This window comes from Gaoshiqia sp. US2 (assembly GCF_059705485.1).
In genome coordinates this window covers 2147259-2161518 of the sequence record NZ_AP048550.1, presented here as the reverse complement: position 1 = coordinate 2161518, position 14260 = coordinate 2147259, and the positions used below count along the sequence as shown (strand labels likewise).

Annotated in this window: 8 protein-coding genes; 4 read left to right on the top strand and 4 right to left on the bottom strand. The window is 49.1% G+C overall.

All coding sequences use genetic code 11. The features are described 5' to 3' along the window. Positions 1-141: 141 nt before the first annotated feature. Both AC6H3C_RS08485 and AC6H3C_RS08480 read right to left on the bottom strand, forming a co-directional pair. Complete coding sequence (locus AC6H3C_RS08485) at positions 142-3399, bottom strand: S41 family peptidase (RefSeq protein ID WP_497520313.1); 3258 nt, start codon at positions 3397-3399, stop codon at positions 142-144. 112 nt (positions 3400-3511) lie between these two features. Continuing rightward, entirely contained in the window at positions 3512-4363 is an 852-nt protein-coding gene (locus tag AC6H3C_RS08480; RefSeq protein WP_497520312.1) for an AraC family transcriptional regulator, read from the bottom strand. 186 nt (positions 4364-4549) lie between these two features. Here AC6H3C_RS08480 and AC6H3C_RS08475 point away from each other — a divergent pair, with 186 nt between their 5' ends. The 4 genes from AC6H3C_RS08475 (at position 4550) to AC6H3C_RS08460 (ending at position 10416) form a co-directional block, all read left to right on the top strand. Beyond that, positions 4550-5473 carry a dihydrodipicolinate synthase family protein gene (locus AC6H3C_RS08475; protein WP_497520311.1) on the top strand — a complete coding sequence of 308 codons (924 nt, stop codon included), beginning with the start codon at positions 4550-4552 and terminating at the stop codon, positions 5471-5473. Between the two features lie 28 nt (positions 5474-5501). Next, complete coding sequence (locus AC6H3C_RS08470; protein ID WP_497520310.1) at positions 5502-6998, top strand: sodium:solute symporter family protein; 1497 nt, start codon at positions 5502-5504, stop codon at positions 6996-6998. Between the two features lie 78 nt (positions 6999-7076). Further along, the gene (locus AC6H3C_RS08465) at positions 7077-8147 is read left to right on the top strand and encodes a sialidase family protein (RefSeq protein WP_497520309.1); all 1071 of its coding nucleotides are present in this window, start codon (positions 7077-7079) and stop codon (positions 8145-8147) included. A 4-nt stretch (positions 8148-8151) separates the two neighbouring features. Further along, positions 8152-10416, top strand: a complete 2265-nt coding sequence (locus tag AC6H3C_RS08460; protein ID WP_497520308.1) for a GH92 family glycosyl hydrolase — start codon at positions 8152-8154, stop codon at positions 10414-10416. 40 nt (positions 10417-10456) lie between these two features. Here the strand turns inward: AC6H3C_RS08460 and AC6H3C_RS08455 are convergent, their stop codons facing one another. Next, positions 10457-11872 (bottom strand): alkaline phosphatase, encoded by a 1416-nt coding sequence (locus AC6H3C_RS08455; RefSeq protein WP_497520307.1) that lies wholly within the window; start codon positions 11870-11872, stop codon positions 10457-10459. Positions 11873-11886: 14 nt separating this feature from the next. Next, a complete protein-coding gene (locus AC6H3C_RS08450; protein ID WP_497520306.1) occupies positions 11887-14235 on the bottom strand; it encodes a GH92 family glycosyl hydrolase in 2349 nt (782 codons plus the stop codon). Positions 14236-14260: the final 25 nt, after the last annotated feature.

Here is a 14260-nt window from a genome sequence, read left to right as displayed (position 1 = left end):
AGGTTAATAAGGTGGTATGTTCTCGTTACTACAGGCTACTAAGGTTTTAAAGGTAAAATAAGGTTATTTCATAACCGTTGAGACCGCTTTTTCATGTGATCTGATCTGCTTCTAAACAGCCTTTCCCCGTTTTAAGCCCGCTTATTTTGACTTATCCGGGGCGTCGGGAATGTCGGGCAACGGTTTATAACCGGTCTTTAGTTTTTCTTTGATGATTTCAATCGCTTTTTCGAGCTGGGCATCTTTTCCCATATATTCCTGGTAGGGATCATTATCCAGAACGATATCCGGATCAACTCCGTAGCCCTCGATAATCCATTCGCTTTCGGTGGCCGAGAAAGATGCAAACTCCGGTTTTCTCAGGTCGGCTCCGTCAATAAACGGCAAAGAGCCGGTAATCCCGACCACCCCGCCCCAGGTTCGGGTACCGATCACGGTTCCAAGGTCGTAATATTTAAAGCCATAGGGGAACAAATCGCCGTCGGAAGCCGAATAGCGGTCAATCAGCAATACCTGCGGACCGAGCAGTGTTTTTGTTGGTACCGGCGTAGGATGCGGCACATTACGCCGCATATTGGCGCGCTGGGGTACGCGTTGCAAACGTTCCAGGATCATGGGAGACACGTTGCCCCCGCCGTTCCCCCGGTCATCGATGATCAGGGCTTTTTTGTTCAACTGCGGGTAGTACATGCGTGCAAACTCATTCAAGCCGTCTACGCCCATGTCGGGGATATGCAGGTAACCCACTTCGCCGTTTGTGGCAGCGCTTACCTTTTCAACATTTGCCTGTACCCAATTGAAATAATACAGGGCCGACTCGTCGGCGATGGGCGTCACCAGCACGGTGCGGGCTCCGTCGGCAGCCGGTTTCGAATTGACCTTCAACTCTATTTCCTTACCGGCCTTACCTACCAGCAACGAAAACAGGTCGTTGGTTGTTTGGACGCTGATTCCGTTTACGGCCAGGATATAATCTCCTTCGCTGGCATTTACGCCAAGCTCGGTGAGCGGTGATCGCAACTTGCTGCTCCAGTTTGCGCCTTTCAAAATTTGGTCGATTTTAAAATAACCCGAAGCGTCGGCGCTGATTTTCGCCCCGAGCAAACCCGTATTGATACGCGTTGGTTCCGGGCGTTCGCCGCTCAAAACATAGGCATGCCCGGCGCTCAGTTCACCAATCAACTCGCCGATAATGTAGGTCAGGTCATCGCGATGGCGAACATGCGGCACCAGGGGCGCATATTTTTGGTGCATGGCCGGCCAGTCTACACCGTGCATATTTTCCACATAAAAGAAATCACGCATCTGCCGCCAGCTTTCATCGTAAATTTGTTTCCATTCCAGGCTGTAGTCCACCCAGGCTTTCAGATCAGACAAGTTCAACTCTTTGTCGAGGTTAACCTGTTTTGTTGGCAAATCAATCACCGCCCATTTCCGGTTTTCGCGAATCAGCATTTTTTTATTGTTGGCCGAAAGGGTGAAGCCGAATTTACCCAGTTCGGTTTCTTTCTTTTCCTTCAGATCATACATTTTGGTTACATGCCCGTTATCGGATGCTTCGCCGTAATACACTTTGTCGCCCACACAGGCCAGGTTAAAATAACCCGACGGTTTAACCGGCAGCGAAACAATACGTCCGGCAAGATCATCCAAATCAATCTTCACAGTTGGCGTCTCCACGCCCGATTTTTCCGCCTTACCGCTCTTTTTATCATTGGCCTTGTCGTCAGGCTCCGTTTTCACCAGGTCGTTTTCGGGGGCAAAAGGCGATGCTGTTTCTTTGGATAAAACGGCCAGGTAAACGCGCGACATATTGTTGTACGCGTGGTTCCATTCGGTTTGGCTGTAGGTCGGGTTAAAATCTCTGGCCGAAACAAAAACCAGGTATTTGCCGTCGTCGGAAAAGGCTGGAGAGCCCGAAGAATACCAGTTATCCGTCAGCTCAACCAGCTTTTTATCATCCAGGTGATACAGGGCAATGGTCGAAAACTGGTTATCGGTTGGTTTGCTGAACGTAATCCATTTACTGTCGGGCGACCAGGCATACGAGCCGGGCTGCCCGTATTCACCCTGAAATACAGTGGTCACTTTCCGGCTGTCCACATCGACATACTGAAGGCGCAGTTTCCGGTCGGCCCACAGAATTTTTTTACTATCGGGCGACCAGCTGATGCTGAATTTATAGGTATCGGCGCCGGTTGTCAGTTGAGTCACTTTTCCTTCAGCGCTTGCCTCTTTCATGTAAATCTCAAATTCGCCCGACTCATCAGATAACCAGGCAATATATTTACCATCGGGCGACCAGCTTGCTTCACGTTCGTGCACGCCGGATGTTTGCGTGAGGTTATAGGTAATTCCTTTGTTGGCCGGAACACTGAAAACTTCGCCCCGGGCGCTGAATACCACCCGCTCGCCGTTTGGCGACAAATCGCCCCCGTTAATCAGTTTCGAAGCATCCTTCCATTCGTTACGGGCATAAATAAAATCGTTTTGAACAAATACCGGAACTTTTACCGGTTTTTTGTCTTTTACATTCATTTTGTAGATGTAACCGCCATTCTCGAAAACAAGATAGTCGCCGCCTACTGAAGGAAATTTCACATCGTATTCCGTAAAATTGGTCACTTTATCCGTGTTTCCGGTCTTGGTATGATAAACGAAAATATTCATGATCCGGTCGCGGTCGGAAAGGAAGAAAATCTCGTCGCCTGCCCACATCGGGAAAATATCCTGGGCAACATGGTCGGTTATTTTACTAACTTCTTTGGTCTTAAAATCAAATACCCAAACATCGTCGGCCATACCGCCCCGGTAATATTTCCAGGTTCGGAACTCGCGGAAAACACGGTTAAAAGCCAGCTTGCTGCCATCGGGAGAAAAGCTGCAAAAACCGCCCTCGGCCAAAGGCAATTCGGCCGACATTCCTCCGTCGGCCGGCACACTGAACAGCTGACCTTTAAAGTCGTTAAAACTTTGTTTACGCGAACGATAGATGATGTTTTTGCCGTCAGACGTCCAGCCCATCACCACATTGTTTGGCCCCATGCGGTCCGAGACCAGATCGCGCCCAAGCGTCGCTGTATAAGTCAGGCGTTTGGGTATACCACCCTCAACCGGGATGGTAAACACTTCGGTATTCCCGTCATATTGGCCGGTAAAAGCAATCCGGCTTCCGTCGGGCGAAAATTTAGCAAACATTTCGTAACCGACATCGGCTGTTAACTTACGGGCCATTCCCCCATCAGCATCGACGGTGTACAAATCGCCGGCATAACTAAACACAATGCGGTCTCCCGAAATCGCCGGAAAACGCATCAACCTGGCCTCTCCGGTCTGAGCAGAAATAAAGCTGATCTTCAGCAAAAAAGCCATTAATAACGACAAAAAAGTTTTGTTCATGGTTTTCAATTTATAGTGATCAGATGGATCCGATTATGAATCATCACGGAATATAGGTATCAATTTCCCGCTTCAATTACATCCGCGAAAAGACGTTTCGTGGCAGGCTCCATTATTTAAAATTTTTCCGGTATTCCGAGGGCGTTTTCCCCATGATGTCTTTGAAGTAATGATTGAAATTGGCCAGGTTGTTATAGCCGCATTCAAAACAAATCTGGGTAATTTGCTTATCGGTTTCGACCAGCAATTTAGCCGCAATGCCAATCCGTACATTTTTCACATAATCCATAAAGGTTTGGTTGGTTTTCTTTTTAAAATAGCGGCAAAACGAGCCCGGTTCCATGCAAACCAGGTCTGAAGCTTCCTTGAGTTTAACCCCCTCGCGGATGTTCTGAAACACGTATTCGTATATTTTGTTGATCTGATCGGTATCCTTTTCATGAATATGCGGCTGGGTTGACGGAAGCGCCAGGTATTCGCGATCTTCAATCTGAAGCAGGAGATTAAAAACTTTCAGTAATTCAATATACAGCTCCAGGCCAGATAAACTAACCATTCGTCCAATCGATACCGCCACTTTTTCGGCCTTCCGCCCCTTAAAGAAAATCCCGTTCCCGGCATCTTTCAGTAAAGTGACCACCGGTTCGAGTTCGGGGATGTTAAAAAAATCGGAATTGATGATGTTTTCGGAAAAGTGCGTAACGATACATTCGCCTACCTGCTGATCTTCTGTTTCCTGAATTTCCCAGCAATGGTACAGGTTGGGCCCTAAGAGGACCAGGTCGCCCCGGGTATAACTTGAAATGTGATTACCTACAATTCGTCGCCCCGCGCCCGATGTAATGAGGTTAAGCTCAAAATTTTTATGCGAATGAATTTTATTGGATTTGGGATCCATCTGTAATTTTCGGGTGATAAAAGTCCGTTTATAGGGAAGTAAAATTTTTTCGTAGATAAACTCCATAATTCATTCTTTTTTAACTCATCCTCTCAAATATAAATATTTATCATTAAAATTCAGTTAAAATACTACATAAACAGAACAAAATAGCCGAAGCAAAGTTTTGCGCAATCTGTTTCCTTTGAATATTAGGAAATGTATGTTTCCGGATAAGGTGAATATTCATTATTTGATAACAGATAAAACGTCATGAAGCTGATATTAAAAGGGATTATACCTCCGGTGATTACGCCCTTGTTAAACGACAGGGAACTGGATGTGGCAGGTTTGGAAAGACTGGTTGAGCATTTGATATCCGGAGGAGTACACGGATTATTTATGCTGGGTACTACCGGCGAGGCAACCAGCTTAAGTTACCATCTTCGGAAAGAGCTTTTAAAACGAACCGGCGAGCTGGTAAACCGCCGGATTCCCATTGTAGCGGGTATTACAGACACCTCGCTCGAAGAGTCGCTGAACCTGGCCGAATACGCGGCAAGCGCCGGCATAGACGGACTGGTGATCGCCCCTCCGTATTATTTGCCCATCTCGCAGGAAGAGATGAGGGATTACCTGGAAAACATTGCGCCAAAATTACCGTTGCCATTTCTGATGTATGATATGCCCGGCTGCACAAAATTACACATGTCGGTCGAAACCATCCGCAAAGCAAAGGAACTGGGGGCCATCGGCGTCAAAGACAGTTCGGGCGATTTGTCATATACCTATGCGCTTATCGATCAATTTAAAGATTCGCCCGACTTCTCCATCATTGCCGGCACCGAGTTATTTTTGCCCGAAACGATTTTAAACGGTGGGCACGGATCTGTCGCCGGAGGCGCCAACCTTTATCCGGGATTATTTGTAGATTTATACCGTGCATCTGTTGACCGGAATTTCGACCGGATAGCCGTTCTGCGGGAAAAAGTCATTTTGCTCAACAACACGGTTTACAACGTCGGGAAACATTATTCCCGGATTACAAAAGGAATTAAATGTGCCTTGTCGGTGATGAATATTTGCAGTGATTACATGTTGATGCCGCTCCGTCGGCACGGCAAAGAAGAACGGAAAAAAATAGAACAGTATATCAGCGAATTGAACGCCGTTATGGAACAAGATATTGGTAACTAAAAAACGTTTAACATTGAAACTGAATTAAATGAAACTTCCTCTTCCCGACCTCATCGTCTTTATCATCCTGGTAATCGGAAACGTAATTTTTGGCAGCAGTTTTTTCTTTCGGAACAAAACCTCCGATCAGTTTACCTCGGGAGGGGGAAAGTTGCCGGCATGGGTTGTCGGCATGTCAATATTCGCCACATTCGTAAGCAGTATCAGTTTTTTGGCCTTGCCGGGGAAGGCCTATTCGTCGAACTGGAATGCATTTGTATTTAGTCTTTCCATCCCGGTGGCCTCCATCCTGGCCGTTAAATTTTTCATCCCGCTTTACCGGGGAATCGGAAGCATTTCTGCCTACAATTACCTCGAAATCCGTTTCGGGGCCTGGGCACGAACATATGCGTCGGTCTGTTACCTGTTTACCCAGTTAATGCGTACCGGCGCCATCCTCCTGTTGCTGGCCCTGCCCCTGAATGCCTTGTTCGGGTGGAATGTGAAAACAATTATCATCGTCACCGGCATCGCGGTCACGGTTTATTCCATGCTTGGAGGCATTCAGGCGGTGATCTGGACCGACGCCATTCAGGGGATTATCCTGATTGCCGGGGCCCTGGTTTGCGCCCTGGCCTTAACCTTTTCGATGCCCGAAGGGCCGGGACAGGTATTCGAAATCGCATCGGCCAATCAAAAGTTTAGCCTGGGAAGCTTCGGAGCCAGCCTCACTGATTCAACATTCTGGGTCGTTCTGATTTACGGTTTATTCATCAACCTTCAGAATTACGGCATCGACCAGAACTATGTTCAACGATACATGACCACCAGTTCCGACAGGGAAGCCAAATCGTCGGCGCTGTTTGGATCATTGCTTTACGTGCCGGTATCGGCAGTTTTTTTCTACATCGGAACGGCGCTTTTTTCGTATTACACGGCACAACCCGGTTTATTGCCCGACGAACTCCGGCTTGAGGGCGCCGGGGATAAAGTTTTTCCGCATTTTATTGTAAACGGGTTGCCTCCCGGAGTAACCGGCCTGCTGATCGCGGCCATTTTTTCTGCCGGAATGAGCACCGTATCAACCAGTATAAACAGCACCGCCACCATTGTTCTGTCTGACTATTACCGGCGGTACATCAACAAAAATGCAAACGAAAAATCGTCGATGAAGACGCTGTATATATCCTCATTTATTTTCGGGTTCCTGGGTATCCTGATCGCCCTGACGCTGGTAGGCGTCGAAAGCGTTCTGGATGCCTGGTGGGCGCTTGCTTCTATTTTCAGCGGTGGCATGCTCGGCTTATTCCTCTTGGGATACCTGTCGAAAAAAGTCAGAAACATCGATGCGGCCATCGGGGCCGTCATCGGGGCGTTGCTGATCGTCTGGATGAGTATTTCGCCGGTATTTTTTAACGACGCCGGCTTGCTTGCTTTCCGAAGCCCGTTCCACAGTAACCTCACCATTGTTTTTGGAACATTGGCCATTTCGCTTACCGGCTTTTTATTGGCTAAACTTTTTTCAAAAAAACAGCCGGTTATTTAATTCTCTGTTTATCTTTCAGTATCTGAAATACCAGATATTAGGATGGACTAGCTACGATTAACCTTTCAAATTTCAACGATGACTAAATTGATTTCACTAACCACGGCGGCGCTTTTAGCCATGTCAACGCAGGCGCAAAATCCGTTTAACGGATCGGAAGCCCTTGTCCGTTCAGAATTTATTTACCAGAAACAAGATGTTGACTTCCCGAGTTGCCACGCTTCAACGCTGGTCGAAACCCCCGCCGGACTGGTAGCTGCCTGGTTTGGCGGAACAGAAGAAAGACACCCGGATGTTTGCATTTACACGGCCCGCCAGCTTAACGGGAAGTGGGAAAAACCGGTCCTGACCGCCGACGGAATCCAGGACGGGAAAAGATATCCCTGCTGGAACCCGGTCCTGTTCCGCCGGGACAACGGCGACCTGATTTTATACTACAAAGTAGGCCCGAACCCGCGTAGCTGGTGGGGACTCTATAAAATTTCGGCCGATAACGGTAAAAGCTGGTCCGCAGCAGAAAAGATACCAGGCGATCTGCTTGGCCCCATCAAAAACAAACCCGAACGACTGACCGATGGAACGATCCTCTATCCGACAAGCTTCGAAACGCCTGAAACATGGAACATTTACATGGAAACTTCGGACCAGGACCTGAAAAACTGGAAAAAGATTGATGTGGATAACGGCGATTACCAAACGATCCAACCCACCCTGCTCTTTTATCCGGATGGCGCGATCCAGCTTCTTTGCCGAAGCAAAAACAAAGCGATTATCGAATCCTGGTCAAACAATAAGGGACAAAGCTGGTCGGCGCTGAAACCGACCGCCTTGCCCAACAACAATTCGGGGATTGATGCTGTAACACTTTCCGATGGCCGGCAATTTCTGGTTTTCACCCCGACGGAAAAAGGAAGGAACATTTTGGGAACTGCCGTTTCAAACGACGGAAAGTCATGGGAAGCCGCCGTATTGCTCGAAAACGACCCGAATCCGAAAGGCGAATATTCCTACCCGGCAGTCATTCAATCAAGCGACGGACTGGTACACATCACGTACACCTGGAACCGCGAGCTGGTTAAACAGGTAGTGATTGATCCGGCAAAGATCAAAACCAAAGTCATTGTAAACGGCTCCTGGCCTAAAAAATAATCGTATGATGAGCACCACCCGGGTAAAATCCATATTCATTCCGGCCTTGCTGTTTCTGCTGATGACCGGATGCACAAACAGGCAAAGCGAAAAAACAAACCTCCGCTATGTGGACCCGACAATCGGGAATGTGGGCCATTTACTGGTTCCGACCAGGCCCACCGTTCACTTGCCCAATCAACTGATCAGGATGCACCCGGTGCGGACCGATTACCTCGATGATCAGATCAGCTTTTTCCCGCTGACCATCATTTCTCACCGAAAAGGCGAATTATTCGGAGTACTGCCCGGCGCAGGAGAGGTGAATGCCGAAAACTGGAAAAAACGACAGACTTACGATCACGAGCTTGAAGTGGTGAGGCCTTATTACTTTTCCACTTACCTGATCGACGAAGATATCCGCGTGGAATTTGCCCCCGGCAGCAAAACCGGGTATTACCGCTTCACCTTTCCTGAAAAAAGCAAGCAAACACTGCGGTTTCAAATTAACCACGAGGGCCATTGGAAGGTTATTTCGAAGCGTTCATTTGAGGGCGAAGAACAGTTCTACGGAATGAAAGCCTTTGTTTACGGAGAATTCGACCGGGAAGCGGAATCATTCACAGAAGCTGAACCAGCCGTGAACGCCGGCGCCAAACAAGCGACGCCGGTAATGTGGGTTCAATTCAATTCGAACGAGCCGGTCGGGTTCAGCTACGCGGTGTCATTCATCAGCGACGAACAGGCCAAAGCCAACTTCGAAAACGAAATCCGGAACCGGGATTTTGAGTCATTCAAAAACAAGGGCGAACAGGTTTGGGCCGGAAAGATGGACCAGATCAGGGTAAAGGGCGGAACCGAAGCCCAACGCAGGACCTTCTACAGCTCGCTTTACCGCTGCTACGAACGCATGGTCAATATCAACGAATATGGCAGGTATTACAGTGGATACGATCACCAGGTACACGAATGCGACCGCGATTTTTATGTCGACGACTGGGTGTGGGACACCTACCTGGCCCATCACCCGCTGCGGATGATCCTCGATCCGGATCAGGAGGCAGACATGCTCCAATCCTATGTCAATATGTACGAACAAGGCGGATGGATGCCCCAGTTTCCGCTGATCTACCAGGACGACCCGGCCATGAACGGCTTTCATTCGACCATCGTTTTTCTCGATGCCCGGAGAAAAGGCATTCACTCCTACGACATGACTAAAGCTTACGAAGGCATGCGAAAAAACGGCTACGAAGCTACCATGCTTCCCTGGCGAAATGGCCCGAAATGTGAGCTCGACTCGTTTTACCGCGATCATGGCTTCTACCCGGCCCTGGCTCCGGGTGAAACGGAAACCGTAAGAGCGGTTCACGATTTCGAAAAGCGACAGAGCGTAGCCATTACCTTAGGCCACAGTTACGACGACTGGGCGCTTGCTGAGTTGGCCAAAGAGCTGGGATACACCGATGATCAGGCATATTTCGGAGCACAGGCAGATAACTATCGCCATTTATACCGTCAGGAAAAAAAACTTTTCTGGCCCAAAAACGCCCAAGGAGAATGGATTGAGATTGATCCGAAATTTGACGGGGGCATGGGCGGACGCGACTACTACGACGAGAACAATGCCTATACCTACCAATGGCAGGTACAGCACGATATTCAAGGGCTGATACAACTGATGGGCGGGCCGGAAAACTTCAGCGCAAACCTCGACCAGCTTTTCCGCGAAAACCTGGGACGGCCGAAATACCAGTTCTGGGCAAAGTTTCCCGATGCAACCGGTCTGGTCGGGCAGTTTTCGATGGGTAACGAACCAAGCTTTCACATTCCGTACCTGTACAACTATGCCGGGCAGCCCTGGAAAACACAAAAACGAATCCGGTTTCTGCTTGATGTGTGGTTCAAGGACCATGTTTTCGGTATCCCGGGTGATGAAGACGGCGGCGGAATGACAGCCTTCGTGGTATTTTCGTCCATGGGCTTTTATCCGGTTACGCCGGGCATACCGGTATATACCATTGGCAGTCCGGTTTTTGAAGAAGTGCAGATCAAACTCGGAAACGGCAACACCTTCACCCTTAAAGCCCGGAATAACTCAGCAGCCAACAAGTACATCCAATCGGCCCAACTAAACGGGCAACCGTTAAACCGGCCGTGGTTCACCCATGCCGACCTGATAAACGGAGCCGTCCTCAAACTCGAGATGGGCCCGCTTCCAAATAAAGAATGGGGATCAGCGCCCGAAGCGGCGCCTCCGTCAGGGATCAATTCAGGTCAGTCATTTTAATAAACAAACAACATGGCCAGGCAAAAAAAATTAAGGTCAATTACGCGGGAAAAAGAACCGCAGATTCCGCATTTACACCTGTCGCCGCGAGCATCAGGTAGTGAAGATCCGTATTTTTAACAAACGGATTCAGCAGTTCGCTTCCCTGTCCGAACATGGCCAGCTCAACAAAATCGGCCGAATGGTCGGTTCCGGCCCAGCCCACCCCGTTATATTTTTGCTGAATGCCTGCCAATAGTTTAAACGGCAGCTTATAATTGTTATAAAGTCCGTCGTTAGCCTGATCTGCATAATGAGCCAGAATTTCACGCGCTTCGCCATCGGTTATGGCATACCCCTGGGCGAAATGGATTTGTTCAATCAGCTTCGACGGTGAGTCGTTCTTCGTAATATTCCTTAAGATCCATTCATTGCTGTGTTTGTAATGTTGAATCAAATCGAAGCCTTCGATGTTTCCGAATAATCCCGGGTTTGAGTTACCGTGGTCGGTGGTGATAATCACCAGGGTATCGTCGCGTTGTTCAGCAAAAGCAATTGCCACGCCAATGGCCTCATCAAAGGCAATCTGGTCATACAATACCGCGGCTGTATCATTGGCATGAGAAGCCCAATCTACTTTCCCTCCTTCAACCTGAAGGGCAAACCCGTTGTGGTTCTGGCTGAGCTGATCAATTGCCCGCTGTGTCAGCTCGGCTAAGGAAGGAACTGTTTCCAACAGCCCCTTGTCTTCTTTTTGGTCGATGCTGTAAGGCAGTCCGTCTTTATGAAAAACGCCCAACAGCGGCTTGTCGCCTGCAGATGCATTCATTTGTTGTTTTGTTCTGACCACCGTATATCCTTCATCGGCAAATACCGAGAAAAGATCTTTCCCGTCGGCCCGGGTTTCGTGACTGAAATACTGGGTCCCGCCGCCCATCATCACATCAAAACGCAGGGGCAAGTACATTTCGGCGATGAGACCCTGTTCGCCCCGGTCTTTTTTATTGATACAAAAACCGGCGGGAGTTGCATGGGTGACGGGGCAGGTAGTCACGCAACCCACCGATTTACCGGCCTCTTTAAACTTCTGAAAAATCGGTTTATACATCGTGCCGTCGGCGCCCATATTCAACGATCCGTTTTTTACCCTGCGCCCACCGCCCCAGGCCGAACTGGCAGCGGCAGAATCGGTCACGAGCGAACTCGCCGACGCGGTATCCATTAAGGCTCGCGAAACCCTGTTTTCGCGGTACAGGTTAATCCAGTTACTCCCGTTTCCGGTTTTCCGCTGCAACAGGAGATCCGCCATGGTGAGCGTTCCGGAACTCATCCCGTCGCTTACCAGGAAAATGATATTTTTGGTTCTACCCCGGCTTTTGTTCTTTACTTCGTTACTGCATCCGATCAGGGCCGAGGAGGAAACAACTCCTCCGGCAGCCGCAATCACTCCAAAATTTAAAAAATCTCTTCGTTTCATCCGTGTATTTTAAATTATATCTGATTATCCGTTCCCCATTTTTTATTGGGATTGGGTCCCATTTCAAAAATCAATTTCCCGCCTTCCATAATCTCCCGGTGAGAAAGCCAGGGTTTATTCAACGGTTTGCCATTTAAAACAGCTGATTGAATGAATTTGTTGGCTGCTGAGTTATTCCGGGCTTCAATCGTAAAAGCCTTTCCGTTTTCCAGTTGAATGGCCGCTTCGCCAAATAAAGGGCTCCCGATAGCATAAACCGGGTCTCCGGGAGTGACCGGGTAAAAGCCTAAAGCGCTCAACACGTACCACGAAGAAAGCGATCCCATGTCGTCGTTCCCGCACAAACCGCCGGGGCCTGTCCGGTAAAGCCCGTCCATCACCTGCCGCACGCGCTCTTGTGTTTTCCAGGGCTGCCCGGCATAGTTATACAGGTAGGCCACATGGTGCGAGGGCTGATTTCCATGAACATACTGCCCGATTGTCCCCACCACGCCCACATACTTGGGCGGCGTGATGTTCGGGCTCATTTCAAAGAAAGTGTCCAGCTTCGCCGTAAACGCCTTGTTGCCGCCAAACAAGTTGATCAGTCCGGGTACATCGTGCTGAACCGACCAGATGTACTGCCAGGCATTCGACTCGGTATAATGACGGTTTGGACGACGGCCAACCAGCAAAGGGTCGAAATAGCGGTAATACGCATGACTGCCTTCGGCGACAATTTCCTGTTCACGCCCGTTCAGCTCTTCCAGCCAGCTACCGTCGGCTTTTTTCGGCCGCATAAACCGGGTTTGGCTGTCCCACAGATTTTTATAGTTGCCGGCTCTTTTCATAAACAGCCGATAATCCTCTTCTTTCCCGAGTTCGCGGGCCAACTGCGCGATACACCAATCGTCGTAAGCCAACTCCAGCGTATTCGGAACCGATTCGGTTACCCGGTCAACCGGGGTATAGCCCAAGTCGATGTAATAACGCAGTCCCGAGCGTCCCGCTTGCGCCGGAACCGGCGGCTTTGGCTCTTCCAGGGCCTTTTTGCGCATGGCTTCGTACAGAAATTTCACATCATAATCGCGGTAACTCTTCCGGTACGCGTCAACAATCACCGGGACCAGGTGATCGCCCACCATCGATTCGCCGTACACATTCAGAAAATGTTGAGCCGGAAGCCACCCATACGCTTTTGTTTTCGAAACAATCGATTTGATAAAATCGTTCACGCGGGCAGGGGCAATAATGGTTAACAGCGGATGTTGTGAACGGTAAGTATCCCAACACGAGAAGGAACCATAAAAATCGTATCCTTTGGCTTCGTAGATCTTTTTGTCCGACCCCAGGTACTTTCCATCCGTATCCTGCGAAATATACTGGGCAAGCAATGAATGGTACATGGCGGTATAAAAAATTTCCTTTTGATCATCGGTAGCGCCGTCAATCCGGATGCGCGACAATTCTTTCTGCCAAACCGAACGGGCCTCGTTTCGTACCCGGTCAAAATCCCAGCCGGGAATTTCGGCGTTCAGATTCCTGCGGGCCCCTTCCGCGCTGGTGTACGAGATACCCACTTTCACCAACACCTGTTCATTTTCCGACGTTCTGAAGGTGACAAAGGCCCCGATGTTTTTACCGGTTTCCCCGTTTTTGTATGGCCAGATGCTTCCGCCCGATTCCGGGGTTTTATAATCATTGTCGAACGTTCCGTAATAAACAAAGGGTTTGCTGAATTCGGCCACGAAATAAAGCTTTCCCAAACCGGCGCTTTTCACGCCTTCAACCCGGTTGTTATTCAAAATGCTCAGCTCCGATAATTCGTCCGAAAAGTTGTTCCCGATCTGGTGCCCCAAATCAAGAATGACGCGGGCATTCTCCGTTTTCGGGAAGGTGTACCGATGAAAGGCGGCTCTTTGGGTGGTGGTCAGTTCAACCTTCACCTGGTAATCTTTCAAAAGAACCGAATAATATCCCGGCGATGCCGATTCGTTGTCGTGGTCAAACCGCGACCGGTATCCTTCATCCGGGTTTTCGGGCGACCCGGGAACGGTCTGAAGTTTGTTTCCCACCGTCGGCATCAGCAGCACTTCGCCGCCGTTTACCATGCCCACGCCGCTCCAGTGCGTATGACTGAATCCCATGATGGAAGTTTCGGAATAGAGATAACCGGCGCAATAGGTCCAGCCCTGCGTATTTACATCGGGGCTTACGTGGACCATCGCGTACGGCAATGAAGGTCCGGGAAAAGTATGTCCAAAGAAATCGGTTCCGATAAACGGGTTGACATGATCAACCGGATCATCGGTTTGTGCATTCAGGTGATACGGCATCCAGTGGCACAAAAATAAAACGACCAGCAATTCAATCAAATGCTTCATCTTTCTGTTTTCTTTTATTTATACT

What these genes read in the sequence shown, in the direction of transcription:
- AC6H3C_RS08485 (WP_497520313.1), bottom strand. Translation starts at nt 3,399, where the DNA reads ATGAACAAAACTTTTTTGTCGTTATTAATGGCTTTTTTGCTGAAGATC.
- AC6H3C_RS08480 (WP_497520312.1), bottom strand. Translation starts at nt 4,363, where the DNA reads ATGGAGTTTATCTACGAAAAAATTTTACTTCCCTATAAACGGACTTTT.
- AC6H3C_RS08475 (WP_497520311.1), top strand. Translation starts at nt 4,550, where the DNA reads ATGAAGCTGATATTAAAAGGGATTATACCTCCGGTGATTACGCCCTTG.
- AC6H3C_RS08470 (WP_497520310.1), top strand. Translation starts at nt 5,502, where the DNA reads ATGAAACTTCCTCTTCCCGACCTCATCGTCTTTATCATCCTGGTAATC.
- AC6H3C_RS08465 (WP_497520309.1), top strand. Translation starts at nt 7,077, where the DNA reads ATGACTAAATTGATTTCACTAACCACGGCGGCGCTTTTAGCCATGTCA.
- AC6H3C_RS08460 (WP_497520308.1), top strand. Translation starts at nt 8,152, where the DNA reads ATGATGAGCACCACCCGGGTAAAATCCATATTCATTCCGGCCTTGCTG.
- AC6H3C_RS08455 (WP_497520307.1), bottom strand. Translation starts at nt 11,872, where the DNA reads ATGAAACGAAGAGATTTTTTAAATTTTGGAGTGATTGCGGCTGCCGGA.
- AC6H3C_RS08450 (WP_497520306.1), bottom strand. Translation starts at nt 14,235, where the DNA reads ATGAAGCATTTGATTGAATTGCTGGTCGTTTTATTTTTGTGCCACTGG.